The sequence below is a fragment of the Paenibacillus sp. KN14-4R genome, assembly GCF_052180255.1.
Lineage (GTDB): Bacteria > Bacillota > Bacilli > Paenibacillales > NBRC-103111 > Paenibacillus_AM.
On record NZ_CP197466.1, the window covers coordinates 310,001 to 328,681 of the forward strand.

Below are 18,681 nucleotides of genomic sequence, written 5' to 3' on the forward strand. Positions count from 1 at the left end.
GTCGGGACCTAAGGCGAGGCCGAAAGGCGTAGTCGAATGGACAACAGGTTCAAATTCCTGTACCACCAAAAACCGTTATGAACGATGGAGTGACGCAGTAGGATAGTGACGCGAGCCGATGGATATGCTCGTCCAAGCAGTGAGGCTGATGTGTAGGCAAATCCGCACATCGATAAGGCTGGGCTGTGATGGGGAGGGAAACTTAAAGTACCGAAGGTCATGATTTCACACTGCCAAGAAAAGCTTCTAGTCAGGTCAAGGTGCCCGTACCGTAAACCGACACAGGTGGGTGAGAAGAGAATTCTAAGGCGCGCGGAAGAACTCTCGTTAAGGAACTCGGCAAAATGACCCCGTAACTTCGGGAGAAGGGGTACCCCGGTAGAGTGAATAGCTCGAGGGGGTCGCAGTGAAAAGGCCCAAGCGACTGTTTAGCAAAAACACAGGTCTATGCGAAGCCGTAAGGCGAAGTATATGGGCTGACGCCTGCCCGGTGCTGGAAGGTTAAGGGGAGTGGTTAGGAGCAATCCGAAGCTGTGAACCGAAGCCCCAGTAAACGGCGGCCGTAACTATAACGGTCCTAAGGTAGCGAAATTCCTTGTCAGGTAAATTCTGACCCGCACGAATGGCGTAACGACTTGGGCGCTGTCTCAACGAGAGATCCGGTGAAATTTTAATACCTGTGAAGATGCAGGTTACCCGCGACAAGACGGAAAGACCCCATGGAGCTTTACTGCAGCTTGATATTGAACTTTGGTACGATCTGTACAGGATAGGTGGGAGCCTTAGAAGCCTGAGCGCCAGCTTAGGTGGAGGCAACGTTGGGATACCACCCTGATCGTATCGGAGTTCTAACCTACTACCGTATAACCGGTAGAGGGACCGTGTCAGGTGGGCAGTTTGACTGGGGCGGTCGCCTCCTAAAGAGTAACGGAGGCGTCCCAAGGTTCCCTCAGAATGGTTGGAAATCATTCGAAGAGTGCAAAGGCATAAGGGAGCTTGACTGCGAGACCTACAAGTCGAGCAGGGACGAAAGTCGGGCTTAGTGATCCGGTGGTACCGCATGGAAGGGCCATCGCTCAACGGATAAAAGCTACCCTGGGGATAACAGGCTTATCTCCCCCAAGAGTCCACATCGACGGGGAGGTTTGGCACCTCGATGTCGGCTCATCGCATCCTGGGGCTGAAGTAGGTCCCAAGGGTTGGGCTGTTCGCCCATTAAAGCGGTACGCGAGCTGGGTTCAGAACGTCGTGAGACAGTTCGGTCCCTATCTGTCGTGGGCGTAGGAAATTTGAGAGGAGCTGTCCTTAGTACGAGAGGACCGGGATGGACGTACCGCTGGTGTACCAGTTGTTCCGCCAGGAGCACCGCTGGGTAGCTATGTACGGAGGGGATAAGCGCTGAAAGCATCTAAGCGCGAAGCCCCCCTCAAGATGAGATTTCCCAATTAGTAAGACCCCTTGTAGACGACGAGGTTGATAGGTTGGAGGTGGAAGCGCAGCAATGTGTGGAGCTGACCAATACTAATCGGTCGAGGGCTTATCTTAAATGACTTCGAAAGCATAATTGCTTTTGAATGAACAACTTCTATGACTTTAATGACTTCAATTCGCATCTAGTTTTCAAGGTACAAGCCTTGTTTCCAACCTTATGGAAAGCGTTTGGTGACGATGGCGGAAGGGAACCACGCGTACCCATCCCGAACACGACCGTTAAGCCTTCCAGCGCCGATGGTACTTGGACCGAAGGGTCCTGGGAGAGTAGGACGTCGCCAAGCATTGGTCCCTGATAGCTCAGTTGGTAGAGCACACGACTGTTAATCGTGTTGTCACAGGTTCGAGCCCTGTTCGGGGAGCCAGCTTCCATAGCTCAGTAGGTAGAGTGCATCCATGGTAAGGATGAGGTCACCGGTTCGATCCCGGTTGGAAGCTCCACAAGCTTCTTTTCCGAATCAGCTTAGAATACTAACATTAAGGCCCGTTGGTCAAGGGGTTAAGACACCTCCCTTTCACGGAGGTAACAGGGGTTCGAATCCCCTACGGGTCACCAACATTACGGAGGCTTAGCTCAGCTGGGAGAGCATCTGCCTTACAAGCAGAGGGTCAGCGGTTCGATCCCGTTAGCCTCCACCATTTATACGCCGTTGTAGCTCAACTGGTAGAGCAACTGACTTGTAATCAGTAGGTTGGGGGTTCAAGTCCTCTCGACGGCACCAGGATTCACTTTAAAATATTGGGGATTAGCCAAGCGGTAAGGCAACGGACTTTGACTCCGTCATGCAAAGGTTCAAATCCTTTATCCCCAGCCATTATTATCCTCGATGTAATAAGATGAGAGATAATTATGAGCCATTAGCTCAGTTGGTAGAGCACCTGACTTTTAATCAGGGTGTCGAAGGTTCGAGTCCTTCATGGCTCACCATGAATTACACAGTGTGCGCGTATGGCGGAATTGGCAGACGCACTAGACTTAGGATCTAGCGGGCGACCGTGGGGGTTCAAGTCCCTCTACGCGCACCATATGCGGAAGTGGCTCAGGGGTAGAGCATCGCCTTGCCAAGGCGAGGGTCGCGGGTTCGAATCCCGTCTTCCGCTCCATTTTTAATTTAACAGTAAATTGCGCCCTTAGCTCAGCTGGATAGAGCGTTTGACTACGAATCAAAAGGCCGGGAGTTCGAATCTCTCAGGGCGCGCCATTTTACTTATTAAGTTTGTCGGGACGTAGCTCAGCTTGGTAGAGCACCTGGTTTGGGACCAGGGGGTCGCATGTTCAAATCGTGTCGTCCCGACCATTATTTTCTTTTATCGCATTTATCATGCGGGTGTAGTTCAATGGTAGAACTTCAGCCTTCCAAGCTGATAGCGTGGGTTCGATTCCCATCACCCGCTCCATACACAATAATGACAGGCCCTTAGATAAGGGTCTTTTTTGTTTATCTAGTCAAAAAAGCTATGGTGTAGGCACGCTTTGTGTTAAAATGTTTCAATGATGGAATTTAGTATATAGAAAATAGACGCATATTGGGGTGAGAGAGTATGTCAGAGATCGAGATATCCAGCCAGAAATCGAGCACAAACAATTCTCTTCGCAGAGATATTCGTTTCTTGGGTAATATTCTAGGAGAAGTACTGGTTCATCAAGGTGGAAGTGAACTTCTACACATTGTTGAAAAAATTCGTGAGATGAGCAAGTCGATGCGTGTTCACTTTGTACCTGAGATTTTTGATGAGTTTAAACAAACAATTAGAGGTCTTCAGCCAGAGACACGCCATCAGGTTATTCGTGCTTTTGCAATTTATTTTCAACTAATTAATATTGCAGAACAGAATCACCGAATTCGTCGCAAAAGAGACTACGAACGTACCTCAGGAGATATGATTCAACCTGGATCAATTGAGAGTATTGTCCAGAATTTGAAATATAATAATCTCTCTCCGAATGAAGTGAAGGAGATTATTCATTCGATTTCTCTAGAACTTGTGATGACCGCCCACCCTACTGAAGCAATGCGCCGTGCTGTGCTTGACATTCATCAACGCATTTCAGAAGATGTGATGCTGCTTGACGATCCGAGTCTAACCAATCGTGAGCGTGAACAGCTGCGTGATAGATTACTTTGTGAAGTTCTTACGCTTTGGCAAACAGACGAACTTCGTGATCGTAAACCTACTGTAATTGATGAAGTGAAGAATGGTTTATATTATTTTGACGAAACGTTATTCGATGTATTGCCTGAAGTGTATCATGAATTAGAACGTTGTTTGAATAAATTTTATCCTGATGAGCCATGGCATGTGCCATCATTCTTGCGATTCGGTTCATGGATTGGTGGGGACCGAGATGGTAATCCATCGGTGACTGCTGATGTAACATGGGAGACCTTGACGTTACACCGTGAGCTTGCTCTTCGTAAATATGAAGAAATTTTGCAAAAAGTGCTGCAGCACATGAGCTTTTCTAAAAATATTGTGAATGTTACAGACGAATTGCTGGAATCAATTCAAAAAGATAGTGAAGTCATTGAACATAGTCGATATGATCTATGGCGTAATGAGAAAGAACCGTATCGAATTAAGGTTTCTTATATGCTTGAGAAAATTTCTAATACGGGTAACCCGAATGCGGATGCTTCTCATAAATATGAGTCACCAGAGCTTTTTATCGAAGATTTGAAAATCATTGCTCGTAGTTTGCAAAGTCATTTTGCAGGATATGTTGCGGATGCTTATATAAATAAATTAATTCGACAGGTGGAGTTGTTTGGTTTCCATCTCTCTACTTTAGATATTCGTCAGCACAGCAAGGAACACGAGCTTGCCATGACAGAGATTCTAGAGAAAATGGAGATTCACACAAATTATTCGGAGCTTAGTGAAGATGAGAAAGTGAATGTCCTTACAAGCATTTTGAATGATCCACGACCGATCACATCTTCTTATCTCCAGTATTCGGAAAACACACAGGAATGCTTGGATGTGTATCACACGGCTTATCGAGCACAAAAAGAATTCGGTCAGCGTTGTATTAGCTCTTACCTCATCTCGATGACACAAGGAGCAAGTGATTTACTGGAGGTTCTTGTGTTTGCAAAGGAAGCTGGCCTATATCGTCGTGAAGCTAGTGGTAAAGTAACGTGTACCATTCAATCTGTTCCGTTGTTTGAAACGATTGACGATCTACATGAAGCGCCACAAATTATGACGACACTGTTTGAGATTTCCGCATATCGTGCTTCCATCAATCCTTTTACACAACTGCATGAAATTATGCTTGGTTATTCGGATAGTAATAAAGATGGCGGCGTAATTACCGCGAACTGGGAGCTTCGGATGGCTCTTCGTGATATTACAGAGGTTGGCAATCGTTATGGTGTTAAACTTAAGTTCTTCCATGGACGCGGAGGGGCACTAGGAAGAGGTGGAATGCCGCTTAACCGCAGTATTTTGGCTCAACCAGCGGATACGCTTGGAGCAGGAATCAAGATCACAGAGCAAGGTGAGGTTCTTTCCTCCCGTTATTCATTAAAAGGAATTGCGTATCGCTCCTTAGAGCAAGCTACATTTGCCTTGATTACAGCATCAGTGATGTCGCGTGATCCGCAGGTAGATCCGGCCGACCCAACATGGGAAGACATTATGCGTGATATTTCGGAACAATCGATGGTGAAATACCAGGATCTCATTTTCCGAGATAAAGATTTTATGACATTCTTCAAAGAATCAACACCGCTTCCTGAGATTGGCGAGTTAAATATCGGTTCCCGGCCATCGAAGCGGAAGAATAGTGATAAGTTTGAAGATCTTCGTGCGATTCCATGGGTATTCGCTTGGACGCAAAGTCGTTATTTGTTACCAGCTTGGTATGCAGCAGGCACAGGTTTGCAAAGCTTTTATCAAAACAAGCCGGAGAACATGAAGGTTCTACAAACCATGTACGCGGAGTGGTCATTCTTTAGTCAGATGATCGATAACTTGCAAATGGCACTGGCTAAAGCAGACTTGCTGATTGCCAAGCAATATGGTTTGATGATTAAGGATCCTGCAATCGCAGAGCGTATTTATAAGCTCATCCGTGAGGAATTCGAACTTACGTCTCAGTTACTGCTGCAAATTACAGGCCAGACTGGGATTTTGGATAATGTGCCTGTTATTCAGGAGTCCATTCGACTTCGGAATCCATATGTAGATCCACTTTCTTACATGCAGGTGGAATTGCTTAAGGAACTTCGGGCATTAAGAGAGAACAATCAAGATGATGTGGAACTGATTCGTGAAGTGTTGATTACGATTAATGGTATAGCAGCGGGACTACGGAATACAGGCTGATTGATGATAAGAAAACATGCATGTGGATAGAATGAAAGTCGAGAATCTGTTAGATCAGATGCCTCGGCTTTCTGTGCGCTTATATTTTTGAAAAAATAGAAAACGAAATTGATTCTGTTACGTATAAGAATCGAAAGCCTCGAGAGTTGGAGGAGTTAGATTTGAATTTTGTAGAGACAAGGCTGGCAAAGCTTGCACGAAGTGGCGATCGGCTTGCATTTGCTGAGCTAGTAGATTTATATAAGGATAAAATATATCACCTTGCTTATCGGATGCTTGGGAATAAACAAGAAGCAGAGGATGCTGTGCAGGAAACGTTCCTGCGGCTATATACAAATCTGCATCGATATGATGAAACACAGAAATTTTCGACATGGATTTTTAGAATCGCAACGAATTTATGCATTGATCGTCTGCGTAAACGTAAGCCTGTGTACTCCCTTGATGCTGATATGGATGGAGGAGAAGGTAACGATTTCTATGCCATGATGCCAAGTAACGAAGAAACACCGGAGAAGCAAGTGATTGTATCAGAGACGCAGCAGCTTATTCGTAAAGCGATTGAAACGATGCCAGAGAAGTATAAATCCATTGTAATCCTGCGGTATTTGCAGGATATGTCTTTGCAGGAGATTAGTGATGTGCTTGATATGCCGGTTACGACGATTAAGACGAGGCTGCATCGAGGTCGGGATTATTTGAGAAAGAAATTAGAGATGTCTGGAACCGTTGCTTTACTGTAACAAATTAATCTTGGACAACTATTTTTGATAAAAGTGAAACATTGTGTGAATAAAAACGTATGGTATTAAACGATGTAGAGGATTTGAAAGGAGTGGCTTATGATGAATTGTAAGGAAGCCCTTCCACTGATGCATGAGGTGCTGGATGGTGATGCTACTGCGGCGCAAGCTAGAGAGCTGCGACAACACATTCAGACATGCGAAGATTGTGCGAAGCGGTATAAAGCCTTAGAGACGACAGAAGCGCTCGTACACTCCATGCCTTTTATGGCAGCGCCTAGTGGTTTGATGGAGCAGATTATGAGTGGTCTGCCACCGGAAAGAAAGCGAAACTCTTGGACACAATGGATTCGTAAACATCCTGCTGTGTCAGTTGCTGCTGTGTTCCTCTTGGTGATGTTCACGAGTATGGGTGCCATGTGGAAAGGTGACGATGAGCTAAGCGTCAAAGGTGTTGATTTAAATGATGTTGTCATTCAAGGAAAGACGGTTACGGTTCCTTCTGGTCATATTGTGGATGGCAACTTAATTGTTCAAGGTGGTAAATTGCTCATCGAAGACAATGCAGAGGTTAAAGGTAATTTAGTGGTTATTGACGGTTCACTTAATATGGCTTCAACAGCGCATATAACTGGACAAATCACAAAAATTGACGAAGTGGTCAGTTGGGTATGGTACAAAATGACGGAGTTTTTGGGATCGGTTCGTAAATAATTATACATGGGTATGAATATTCTCCTTGCAAAAATGAGGGAGAATATTTTTTTGTGAAGATCAGGTCATAGGTCTTATTAGAAGATTATAATTAAATATGGTATCATCTAGAAAGAATATAGATAAATATATAGGTAAGGGTATTTGTTATGGATCTGGTTTGGGGGTCTCATTCATGGAGTTTCTAGGTGATTTTGGGATAAAAGATGTTATAGATATTCTAATTGTGACTTATGTGGTGTACAAGCTCATTATGCTTGTCCGAGGGACAAGGGCCATTCAGTTTATGAAAGGCATTATTGTTGTCGTTGTGGCGTGGGCGTTATCATCCAAATTTCAGCTTACAACGCTGCAATGGATGATGAAGCAGATGATTGATACAGGGCTCATTGCGATCATCATTCTTTTTCAACCAGAGCTTCGCCGCGCATTGGAACAGATCGGTCGCGGTAAATTGTTCGCTCGTACTTACAACGGTGAAGATCATGAGATGAATCAGCGTATTGGTGAGGTCATGAAGGCTCTCAATATACTTGCCAAGCGTGAGATTGGTGCACTCATCGTATTTGAAAAAGAAACAGGGTTATCTGAATACATGGAATCAGGAACGATGCTGGAATCCAAAATTTCATCGGAGTTATTAGTGAATATTTTTACACCAAATACTCCATTGCATGACGGTGCGGTTATCATACGTGGTAACCAGCTTGTCGCAGCAGCTTGTTATTTACCGTTATCGGAAAATCCATTTATTTCGAAGGAGCTGGGTACAAGACACCGGGCCTCGATCGGGATGAGTGAGGTTTCGGATGCGCTTTGTGTAACGGTTTCTGAAGAGACAGGACAAATCTCGCTTGCGATGAATGGACAAATTGTCCGTGGAATTACGGAAGAATCTTTGATAACTAAGCTGTTCGATGAACTAAGACCGAAGAAAACAAAACGAGAATCGGGCTCACTCTGGAAAAAGTGGGGGGGGCGCTTACGTGGATAAATGGCTTAGTAATAAAAATGTGGTTAGAGCTATTGCGCTGCTAGTTAGTGTTATGCTTTGGTTTGTTGTCAACTCGGAAAATAGGGGTGTACCTAATACGGGCAGTTCCAGTATCCGATCTCAGGAACTAAATAATGTTGTCGTGAAGGCAAAGTACGATACGAGCTTATATTCAGTGTCCTTAATCAGCCCTTCTACTGTTAAGGTTGTCATGAGGGGAAAAGACTCGACTCTGCGGAAAGTAGACCCAGCGACTACATATGTGATGGTGGATCTTACGAATGTGGGGGAAGGTACGCATTCCAGGCCGCTGTACGCGGTTGGCTTTCCAGATAATCTGGAAGTTACGATCCAGCCTAGCCAAGTCAGTGTAGTAGTTGAGGCGATGGAGAAGAAAGAGCTTCCTGTCGAGATCGCGACAACGGGTAAACCTGCTGGTGGTCTGAAGCCAGGGGAAGTGATCATTAAGCCGAATAAGGTACATGTGACTTTACCGACTAGTCAGGTGAATGAGCAGCTATTTGTTAAAGGACAGCTTTCTCTTGAAGGCGCAAAAGGCCCAATTAAGAAACAGGTTAAGTTACACGTCTATAACAACTCAGGCATAGAGATGCCATTTGAGGTGATTCCGTCTGTTGTAGATGTTGAGGTACCGATCACAACGCCATTCAAGCTGTTGCCATTGCAAATTAAGGTGGTGGGTGAGCCGGCTAATGGATATGGAATTGCTACAGTGAAACAGAAAGTAGATAAAGTGTCTGTCTTTGGGGAACAAGGTGTACTGGATCATATGGAGTTTTATGAAGGGCCAGAAATTAATATTAATGGACTTAAGGAGTCGAAGGACTTTGCCATAGACATCCCACTTCGAGAAAAAATCACTTTGGTTGATCCGAATAAGGCGAATGTGAGTGTTGAAATTGTTCCGTCGATAACCAAGACATTCGATGATATTCCGATTACTATTATCGGTCAAAGCGATGCGTTTACTTCTAAGGTAGTTGTACCGGATACAGGCAAAATTAGTATGGTTGCAGAAGGTGCGCCACAGTGGATTGATAAACTAAAGGCGACGGATATTCAAGCTATCGTTAATGTTAGTAATTTGGCTTCAGGCAAACACGAATTGGTGGTAGCCTTTAATCTGCCAACATATATAAAGAATAATCAGCCGCAGGAAGTTAAGGTTACGGTTGAGATTACGTCCAAGCAAGGAACAGCTTTGGAGAATAAGGGGGAGAAAGATTCAACTCCGGTAAATGGTCAAGGTGACCAAACGAAGAGTTCGAGTCCTGTACCGAGTTCGACACCAGCCGATCCGGCTTCACGTGCAAACACGAAATCTAACCCGCCTACGAAAATTACGAGGTAGCTTAATAATCAGATTACAGATAGGGGAGTCTACAAAATGGGGAAATATTTTGGAACAGATGGAGTGCGCGGTGTTGCGAATTTAGAGCTAACACCGGAGCTTGCTTATAAAATCGGTCGTTGTGGTGGTTATGTACTAACAGGAGAAGTGAAGCAGCCAAAAGTGATCATTGGTCGCGATACTCGCATCTCCGGCACGATGTTAGAGTCCGCGCTTATTGCTGGACTTACATCTATTGGAGCAAATGTAATACGTATTGGTGTGGTCAGCACACCGGCTGTTGCTTACTTAACTCGCGTTCTTGGAGCGGATGCGGGGGTTATGATCTCAGCTTCCCATAATCCAGTTGAGGACAATGGGATTAAGTTTTTTGGTCGTGATGGATTTAAGCTTCTTGATGAGACCGAGTATGAGATTGAGCGACTACTGGATGCTGAGCAGGATACACTGCCAAGACCTGTTGGCGGCGATCTAGGAATTGCGATGGATGATATGCAAGCGAAGTATACCTACGTTGATTTTTTGAAAACGACGTTGGATAACGGCACCACTTTCGCAGGCTACCGCGTGGTGCTGGATTGTGCGAATGGTGCAGCTTATGAGCTGGCACCAAAGTTATTCCGCGAACTAGGCGCGGAAGTGGTTCTCTTGAGCGCCGATCCAGACGGGCGCAATATTAATGAGGGATGCGGATCGACGCACCCTGAGGCTCTTCAGGCTGCTGTGGTGGCGCATGGAGCACACCTAGGCCTAGCTTTTGATGGCGATGCGGATCGCTTGATTGCAATCGATGAGACTGGCGCTGAGGTTGACGGCGACTATATCCTTAGCATTTGCGGCGATGCGATGAATCGCGAAGGCAAGTTGAACAAGAGCACGATTGTTACGACTGTGATGGCGAACATTGGCTTTTTTAAGGGAATTGAAAAAGCAGGTTTACAAGCTACGAAGACGGCAGTTGGCGATCGTTATGTGATGGAGGAAATGCGTAAAGGTGGCTACAACCTTGGCGGTGAGCAATCAGGGCATGTCATTTTCCTTGATTATGGTACAACAGGAGACGGTATCTTATCCGGTATTCAGCTAATGGCGACGGTTGTGAAATCGGGACGTAAGCTTAGTGAACTGAAGCAGATTATGCGTAAGTTCCCACAGGTGCTCGTGAACGTGCGTGTGGAAGATAAGACGAAGCTTGAAGGCAATGTGGAAGTGGAGCGGGCTATTCGTGAAGTAGAAGAAAAGCTTGGTGACAATGGACGTGTGCTTGTTCGTCCGTCTGGAACGGAGTCCTTAGTACGTGTGATGGCAGAAGGCCCGGATAAAGATGCGGTTGAAGCTTATGTGAATGAAATTGTTCAGGTTGTGACGGAACAATTGAAATAACGTTATGAAATATCTTTACCCCCTGACTGGTTAGCTGCCAGGCAGGGGGTTTTTGGGTTGGTGTTAACGAGTTAGGCTGGGAAATAACCATATGTAAAAATATAAAAGTTGCAAAGTAAGCAGAGAATGAATAAGATAGTACTATTCGAGAAGGAAAGGTAGGGTCGAGGTTGTACAAATAAAGCGCCAGAACTTGGCGGTGACTTTCGTTTCTTGAGACACATGTCTTTGTTTTAAGAATGAGAGAAGCTGCAAGTTGACGAGGTGAAGGTGTTCGAAGCGATTCGGCGGGGACCTTCCGGCCCATTCCATGAGGCCGTTAAGTTGGGGAAGTAAAACGTCTGGGCGACCGGGCTGACAAACGACCAACACAAGGATTATTTGGTAATCGTATTTATATTTAAAAATTGCTGCGGATCGGATATTGGTGGCAGTTATTGTTTGGTTTAGCCTTTTTCATACGGATGAAGGGCTTAGTTTGATTTTGTTATTTTTCAATGATGATGGTTCGTTGATCTTATAGATAGGTTTATTAGGTTTGTATCGATTGAAGGGTACCAGACTGAAGCGACGGAGGCCGAAGTTGTCTGAGGTATACCTTGTGTTTCTTATTGTGTTTTTTAGATCTTTGACAAAAAAATGCCGTTTAAGTGAGGCTTATTTTGCTGCGCTTATCAGGCAAATTCAAATTCGGGGGAATTAACATATGTGTGGAATCGTAGGATATATTGGAAATCGCAACTCACAGGAAATTTTGATCGGAGGCCTGAGAAAGCTTGAGTATCGCGGATATGATTCCGCGGGTGTTGCGGTTTATACAGCTGAAGGATTGCGTGTACAAAAAGCGAAAGGTCGCCTTGCGATGCTCGAATCGCAGCTTGATGAACAGCCGCTGCATGGATCAGTTGGTATTGGACATACACGTTGGGCAACTCATGGTCAGCCATCAGATAAAAATTCACACCCACACGCGGACGGGTCAGGTAAATTCACGGTTGTGCATAACGGAATAATTGAGAATTATACTTCGTTGAAAGACGAATTGATCGCAAAAGGACATTCTTTTGTATCGGAAACGGATTCTGAAGTTATTGCCCATATGCTGGCTGATCTCTACCAGGGAGATATTGTACGTGCGGTTCAGGAGTGTGTGAAAAGGCTGAGAGGGGCATTCGCACTTGGCGTTCTAACAGAGCATGAGCCGGACAAATTGGTTGCAGTGCGCCTTGCTAGCCCGCTTGTAATTGGTGTTGGTGAAGGGGAAAACTTCATCGGTTCGGATATTCCAGCAATTCTGGAACATACACGTAATGTGTATATTTTGAACGATGGAGAAATGGCTGTTTTGACGAAAGATGGTGTCGATTTACTGACGTTAGAGGGGAATTTTATTTCCCGAGAAATGTTACATGTCGATTGGGATCTCGTAACGGCGGAAAAAGCGGGATATCCTCATTTTATGTTGAAGGAAATTTATGAACAGCCGAAGGCTTATCGGGACACGATGGGCAGCCGAATTTCACCAGATGGAACGAAGATTAATCTGCCAGAATTAAAGATGAGTGAAGAGGATATTCGTTCGATCCGTAACATTCAGATCGTGGCTTGCGGTACTGCTTATCATGCGGGAATGGTGGGTAAAGAAGTGCTGGAGCGTATGCTTCGCTTGCCAGCAGAGACGGATGTGGCTTCGGAATATCGTTATCGCGATCCGTTAGTCACACCACGCACATTAGTGATTGTTGTGAGTCAATCTGGTGAGACAGCTGATACATTAGCTGCAATGCGGGAAGCGAAAAGCAAGGGAGCGCACGTTCTTGCGATTACGAATGTCGTGGGATCCACAGTTGCTCGTGAAGCTGACGATGTTCTTGTAACTTGGGCTGGACCGGAGATTGCCGTAGCCTCAACGAAAGCTTATACCTCGCAGTTGATCGCATTCTACTTGCTTGGGATGTATTTCGCACAAGTTCGCGGTTCGGTAACCGCTCAGGAAATTAAAGAGACGATTGCAGCATTGCAAAGCTTACCTGAACAGGTGGAGCGCATTCTGGAACAGTCGGAGTTAATTAAACAAGTTGCCGAGGAAATCTCGGTGCATAAAGACTTATTCTTCATCGGTCGAGGACTAGATTACTTGGTAGCCATGGAAGGTTCTTTGAAGTTAAAGGAAATTTCTTACATTCACTCTGAGGCGTATGCATCTGGGGAATTGAAACATGGAACTCTAGCTTTAATCGAGGAAAATGTTCCAGTTATCGCACTGGCGACACAACCGCATCTGGTTGAGAAAACAGTAAGTAATATTCGTGAAGTGAAAGCTCGTGGAGGGCACTTGCTGGGGATCACTTGTGAAGGTGAAGAGGGACTAGGTGACTCTGTTCATAAGACGATCTATATTCCACGTACTATGAGTGTTCTTATGCCGGCACTTTCTGTAATTCCATTGCAACTATTATCCTACTATGCAGCTTTAGCATTGGGGCATGACGTGGATAAGCCGAGGAACTTAGCGAAGAGTGTGACGGTGGAGTAGGGATTGGAGTTTTGGGTGAGATGTTTGTCTGGTGACATTAAAGTTAGTGTCTTGACATTATAGTTGGTGCCTTTACAACAGAGTTAGTGTTTTTACAATATAGTTGGTGTCTAAAGGTTTATTAAACGGTTACTTTTGGATAAAATGAAATTAGAATCATCAAGAATTACAGCAAAACAATTTATAGCTAATGGCTTCGCCCTTTATTACCAAGGGGCGAAGCCATTAGTCGTTTTTAAGGAAAATATCGGGGTATATAGGACGTTTTATCGGGGTACAGAGAACATTTCTGGAGGTGAGGAAGTTGTCTAAGAGGGGCGAAAGGAAAAAAGTACTGCAAAGCAACTACATTAAGAAAGGAAGAGGACAAGGAGTTGGAGAGAATTATCAGCCGTTTATTCAGGCTCATGACAATAAAATTGCTTCAGAAGGCTGGTTAACACGGCATAAAGGATGGAAGACAGGACGAATTCACCATACTCTGTCCGAACATGAAAGAAAATATTTGTATTACTGTGAATGGCTTGATGGAGTGACTGATATTCGTGAGCAATGGCCGCTTTTACCGCTAGAGAAGACAATCGAGATTGCTGAACAACTTGGCATTAAGCACCCACACATAGACAGTACACCTGTAGTAATGACAACGGATTTCAGGATCACGTTACAAACAAAAGAAGGAAGTCGTGATGTTATACGAACAATAAAACCTCGTGAGAAATTATCAGACCGCACTCTGGAACTATTTGAAATTGAAAGAGTTTATTTTACAGAGCAAGGTATTGATTGGTGTATTGTTACAGAAGATAAGATCCCTCACATCCTTGTGAAGAACGTAGAATGGATGGCAAATGCAAAATATTTGGATGCACAACCAATTGTTAATGAGGAGCTTGTATGGTTGTTGCACGACGACTTATACGAGGTATTTGCGAAAGATGCTGGGCGAACGTCACTAATGAATCTTTGTGTGCGGACAGACCATGAATATCGCTTACAAAAGGGGACATGCTTGTTTATCCTGCAGCATATGTTAGCCAACAAGTTCTGGGGAATGGTGATGAATAAACATATTATTCGAGAAAGTGAACCGTTGATTGTTTTTAAGAACAAACCAATGCAAAGATCAAGTTATTTGGCTTAAAAAGGAGGGTTGTAAATATGCAAATCGTAGTAAATTCTATCATTGAGCGATTGAGTGAAGATTTAGAAGTAGTGGAGATATTACGTGTTCTGTGGATTGATGATGAACGCAAACATGCTGTGGTAGTTAATATCAATGATCACCGCAACATGTTCTATCCATATTTTTTAAGTTATGAAGAAATTGAATTCGAAATTCAAGAGAAGAGTAGTAGATTATCTGAACTAGAGACTGATATGCAACTTTTATCTCCTGATGAAGAGTATTTAGAAAAATATAAAGAAAATAGAGACCGTCGTTGGAATCTTATCAAGGATATCGTTCAAAAAGAGCCAGCAATATATGTACCTGAAAGTAGGGGGAAGTTAATCCATGAGGCACATTTAACCTCAGGAAAATCCAAAAAGGTGATCCGAGATAACCTCTTAAAATATTGGTTTTATGGTAAGTCAAGAAACGGATTACTCGATAATTACTTTAATTGTGGTATTCCAGGTAAACAGCGAGTTTATAAGCAGAAGCCGGGGCCAGTATCGACCAATAGAACTATGGTAACGGAGACAGATATAGAATTCTTTAAATCGGCAATCAAAGTTTTTCATATCCGGTTGAGAATGAATATTACAACTACGCATGAGAAAATGGGTGAAACGTTTTATAAACGTGGTTTTTATCGGAAATATGGTGTTAAGGTCCCGATTGTTGATCTGAACAGAACGCCAAGTCTGAGACAATTTCGTTACTGGTATAAAAATAATTCTACTCCGTTTTCTCGAAGTTCAAACAAACGTGGCAAAAGGCGCGCAACTATGGAAGAAAGAGCCATGTTGGGCAACGCTTCCGAAAAAGCCATATGTGTTGGTGCGGTATTTGAAGTGGATGCGACCAGATCAGATGTCATTCTGGTGTCTTTCGACAGAAAAACGATACTAGGAAAACCTACAGTTTATGTTGTTATTGATGTCTTTAGCAGATTAGTTGCAGGTTATCATGTAAGTTTAGCTTCCGAATCATGGTTCGAAGCAATGGTAGCTGTTGAACATGCAGCTACCAACAAGGTTGAGAATTGTGCGCGCTTCGGTATTCAAATTCAAGAAGAAGATTGGCCATGTCAGTATTTGCCACAAAACTTAGTTGGCGACCGTGGAGAGTTGAAATCGCAACTTTCAGAAAGATTTGTCAGCCTTAATGTCGATGTGTTAAATGCACCTTCTTATCGTGGAGATCTAAAACCATTCGTAGAATCAAACTTTCATATAACTAATGAAACGATAAGGCAATTACTTTCCGGTTCAACAGAGGCTAAGCAACTTGTAAGAGGAGATTATAATCCCGCCCGTGATTCAGTTTGGACCATTGAAGAGTTCAATCGATTTTTGATTGTATATTTTTTGACATATAACAAAAGTGCGCTGAGCAAAGATTATCTTCCAACAAAAGATATGTTCACTGAACAAGTTGAGCTTACCCCTTTAAAAGTTTGGAATTGGGATAAAGGAGTAAGATTACTTCATGAAAAGTCGAGAAAAGAGTTGCGTTATAATTTATTGCCGCGTGAAGAGGCAAGGGTAACTCGCTTTGGGATTGAGTTTCGAGGACTTACTTACTCTTGCGATGTTGGAATAAGAGAAGGTTGGTTTGAGGGGAACGGAAACGGAATTAATGGTAAGACACAAATAGAGGTCACGTATGATCCGAGAAATTGCAGCAGCATTTTTTTGAAACATAAAAACGATTTGCTTTCATGTTTGCTAACTGGAAGATCTAGAGAATTTGAAGGTTTGCATTTTGATGAAGTTGCGAAAATCATGGAATATCGAAAATCTCAAATCCAGGAACAAGAAAAACTAGAGAAACAGCATCGAGCTGAATTGCATGCTTTTGCTGAAGCTCTCGATAAGACGGCAAAGGAGAAGACGAAAGAGGCTACGAAAGATAAAAGTTTTTATTCAAGAAATCAGAATAAACGTGAAGCCAGGAATGCGGATAGTAAAGTTTGGGGTGCAATGGGAGCGATGTCTAACGTCTCATCAGTGCCTGTTAGTTCAACCAATGTTTCAAAGTCATCTGAAGAGAACATAGTTAAATTACATACTGCGGACGAAATGAACGGGACGAATTACACGAGTAATAGCGATATTCAATCACTCTTTTCGAGAAAAAGTCGAGAAAGAAGGAGAGGAGATGAGTCTAATGAATAACGAGGGAATTGCCGGACTAAAAGGGACGCATATTTATGCTAAATATTCAGAGCAAGTCAATCCAAAAAATCAAAAAAATCCTTTTATTGAAGCATTACCTGACCGGGTTGAACTCAGTGAATTTATTAATGCACTATATTCTGAGCCTCCACGCGATTTAAAGTATAACAATTTATGTGTTGAAGACCGCCTTGAGTTTGTTCAACAAATAAGGCCAGATTTTTGGCTACCACTACCTGCCCACTATGACAAGTATCGGAATTTATATACGATGATCAAAATTGGTTATCAATCAAGAAATCCGATTCACGTAATGTATAATCGTCAGTTTGCAGTAGGATGGGATGAGATATTTAAAGCAGGTATCGATGAAAATGGTTCAAATTTAGCTGGGAATGTTCAGACAGCTCAGAGTCTAGTCGAAATCGCCATCAATGGTTATGGAAAAACTCAAATGTATGAGCGAATATTAACCAAATTGTTTCCACAAGTAATTCATCATAGTAAATATCAAGGGAGAGCGATCACTCAAACCCAACTGGTATGGTTAAAAGTAGAATGTCCATACAATAAATCAGTCGGTACATTCTGCAAAAGCTTTTATGCAGAGGTAGATAGATTACTGGGGACGAATTTCTATGAGAAACATGCTGAAAAGCCTGGAACAATCGATAAACTGGTAATTAGACTTATAAAGACTGTAGCCCAAATTAATCTAGGGGTCCTGGTAATTGATGAGATCCAAAAAATTCAAAAGGCATACTCAGGTGGAGAGGAGGATATGATCGATTTTATAACTCAACTCGTAAATACACTTGGAGTGCCAGTAATTTTAATCGGATCATTTAAAGCTTTATACCTGTTCAAAGACTCGCTCGCTAATACTAGGAAGTGCTTACCAAATGGCTATGCAGAAAATATTTCAGGTTATATGCTTGAGGATAGTTGGGAATGGAATCACTTCATCGAAGATCTTTGGGATCTCCAATATACCAAAACATATACCGAGATCACACCTGAGATAAAAAAAATAATGCATTTTTATTCCATGGGAATTCCCGATATTGCGGTCAAGTTATTTATTCACATTCAATCTCGCACGATTGTAAATGGTGGAGATGAACGTATACGCGTGTCTTATATTCGTGAGGTAGCAGAAAGAAGCCTGAACTTAGTTCAGCCTATATTTAATAGAATACGGTCGGGAGATCCATCCGCATACAAAGAATTGGATGATATTAAGCCAGATTGGGTTCCATTGAACGGCTATATTAAAGAGGCATCTCATAGGGTTTCTGTACACGGAAGCTTAGCAGAAGATCACTCACGGGTTCTTCAAGAGAAAAGAAAAGAAGAAATATTGAATAAACTGACTGAATTTGCACTACAGTTGGTTCAATCTTCAACTGAAGCAGAAGTACTAGCGAACAAAGTTTATAATGCCAGTTCTGGAATGGGTGATATTACCTTGATGTTTGGCCAGATTGCACGTCTTGTTGTAGATAGTGCAGAATACCCGGAGATGACTAGTAGCAAAAATAAAAAATCAACCGAAGAGCTTCCAAAAATGAAAAAGGTAAAAAGAGTAAAACCTGCTTTGGCGGCAGATGATATCCGTTGTGTTGTTCAACTCGGTCACAGTAGAGGACTAACAACGGAAGAAGTACTTGAGGAGAAGGGATATATAAGAGGAATGGACGAACTGCTTGATTTAATTTCTCTTTGATTAAAGATAAAGATTTAAAGGATGTGGGATGCTGTGCAAATTTTC

10 protein-coding genes, 12 tRNA genes and 2 rRNA genes (1 of these 24 running past the window's edge) are annotated in these 18,681 nt (G+C 43.2%); all 24 read left to right on the plus strand.

The genetic code is table 11. The annotated features are described in order from the left end of the window. Positions 1-1,545: ribosomal RNA gene (locus ACSBOP_RS01535) — 23S ribosomal RNA — on the plus strand; it begins 1,382 nt to the left of the window's first position. Positions 1,546-1,658: 113 nt separating this feature from the next. Next, positions 1,659-1,775: ribosomal RNA gene (gene rrf, locus ACSBOP_RS01540) — 5S ribosomal RNA — on the plus strand. Positions 1,776-1,780: 5 nt separating this feature from the next. Further along, a tRNA-Asn gene (locus ACSBOP_RS01545) sits at positions 1,781-1,856 on the plus strand. Continuing rightward, positions 1,857-1,932: transfer RNA gene (locus ACSBOP_RS01550), tRNA-Thr, on the plus strand. 40 nt (positions 1,933-1,972) lie between these two features. Continuing rightward, positions 1,973-2,047 (plus strand) — tRNA-Glu (locus ACSBOP_RS01555). Positions 2,048-2,054: 7 nt separating this feature from the next. Then, positions 2,055-2,130: transfer RNA gene (locus ACSBOP_RS01560), tRNA-Val, on the plus strand. Positions 2,131-2,137: 7 nt separating this feature from the next. Then, a tRNA-Thr gene (locus ACSBOP_RS01565) sits at positions 2,138-2,213 on the plus strand. A gap of 18 nt (positions 2,214-2,231) precedes the next feature. Then, a tRNA-Gln gene (locus ACSBOP_RS01570) sits at positions 2,232-2,306 on the plus strand. 37 nt (positions 2,307-2,343) lie between these two features. Continuing rightward, positions 2,344-2,419: transfer RNA gene (locus ACSBOP_RS01575), tRNA-Lys, on the plus strand. 15 nt (positions 2,420-2,434) lie between these two features. Next, a tRNA-Leu gene (locus tag ACSBOP_RS01580) sits at positions 2,435-2,517 on the plus strand. Between the two features lie 3 nt (positions 2,518-2,520). Then, a tRNA-Gly gene (locus tag ACSBOP_RS01585) sits at positions 2,521-2,595 on the plus strand. Between the two features lie 21 nt (positions 2,596-2,616). Further along, a tRNA-Arg gene (locus ACSBOP_RS01590) sits at positions 2,617-2,693 on the plus strand. 19 nt (positions 2,694-2,712) lie between these two features. After that, positions 2,713-2,789 (plus strand) — tRNA-Pro (locus tag ACSBOP_RS01595). Positions 2,790-2,815: 26 nt separating this feature from the next. After that, positions 2,816-2,889: transfer RNA gene (locus tag ACSBOP_RS01600), tRNA-Gly, on the plus strand. 144 nt (positions 2,890-3,033) lie between these two features. Then, positions 3,034-5,823 (plus strand): phosphoenolpyruvate carboxylase, encoded by a 2,790-nt coding sequence (gene ppc / locus ACSBOP_RS01605; RefSeq protein ID WP_442602759.1) that lies wholly within the window; start codon positions 3,034-3,036, stop codon positions 5,821-5,823. 161 nt (positions 5,824-5,984) lie between these two features. Then, positions 5,985-6,566 carry an RNA polymerase sigma factor SigW gene (gene sigW, locus ACSBOP_RS01610; protein ID WP_442602760.1) on the plus strand — a complete coding sequence of 194 codons (582 nt, stop codon included), beginning with the start codon at positions 5,985-5,987 and terminating at the stop codon, positions 6,564-6,566. A gap of 99 nt (positions 6,567-6,665) precedes the next feature. After that, positions 6,666-7,280 carry a zf-HC2 domain-containing protein gene (locus ACSBOP_RS01615; RefSeq protein ID WP_442602761.1) on the plus strand — a complete coding sequence of 205 codons (615 nt, stop codon included), beginning with the start codon at positions 6,666-6,668 and terminating at the stop codon, positions 7,278-7,280. A gap of 175 nt (positions 7,281-7,455) precedes the next feature. Next, positions 7,456-8,274 carry a diadenylate cyclase CdaA gene (cdaA, locus tag ACSBOP_RS01620; protein ID WP_442602762.1) on the plus strand — a complete coding sequence of 273 codons (819 nt, stop codon included), beginning with the start codon at positions 7,456-7,458 and terminating at the stop codon, positions 8,272-8,274. Next, the gene (locus tag ACSBOP_RS01625) at positions 8,267-9,646 is read left to right on the plus strand and encodes a CdaR family protein (protein WP_442602763.1); all 1,380 of its coding nucleotides are present in this window, start codon (positions 8,267-8,269) and stop codon (positions 9,644-9,646) included. Before cdaA ends, ACSBOP_RS01625 begins: the two co-directional genes overlap by 8 nt. A 36-nt stretch (positions 9,647-9,682) precedes the next feature. Further along, a complete protein-coding gene (gene glmM, locus ACSBOP_RS01630; protein WP_442602764.1) occupies positions 9,683-11,029 on the plus strand; it encodes a phosphoglucosamine mutase in 1,347 nt (448 codons plus the stop codon). Between the two features lie 706 nt (positions 11,030-11,735). After that, positions 11,736-13,565: a glutamine--fructose-6-phosphate transaminase (isomerizing) gene (glmS, locus tag ACSBOP_RS01635; protein ID WP_442602765.1), complete on the plus strand. Its 1,830-nt coding sequence runs from the start codon at positions 11,736-11,738 to the stop codon at positions 13,563-13,565. Positions 13,566-13,869: 304 nt separating this feature from the next. Continuing rightward, positions 13,870-14,709, plus strand: a complete 840-nt coding sequence (locus ACSBOP_RS01640; RefSeq protein ID WP_442602766.1) for a TnsA endonuclease N-terminal domain-containing protein — start codon at positions 13,870-13,872, stop codon at positions 14,707-14,709. Positions 14,710-14,726: 17 nt separating this feature from the next. Continuing rightward, positions 14,727-16,910 (plus strand): Mu transposase C-terminal domain-containing protein, encoded by a 2,184-nt coding sequence (locus tag ACSBOP_RS01645; protein ID WP_442602767.1) that lies wholly within the window; start codon positions 14,727-14,729, stop codon positions 16,908-16,910. Beyond that, the gene (locus ACSBOP_RS01650) at positions 16,903-18,636 is read left to right on the plus strand and encodes an AAA family ATPase (protein ID WP_442602768.1); all 1,734 of its coding nucleotides are present in this window, start codon (positions 16,903-16,905) and stop codon (positions 18,634-18,636) included. Before ACSBOP_RS01645 ends, ACSBOP_RS01650 begins: the two co-directional genes overlap by 8 nt. Positions 18,637-18,681: the final 45 nt, after the last annotated feature.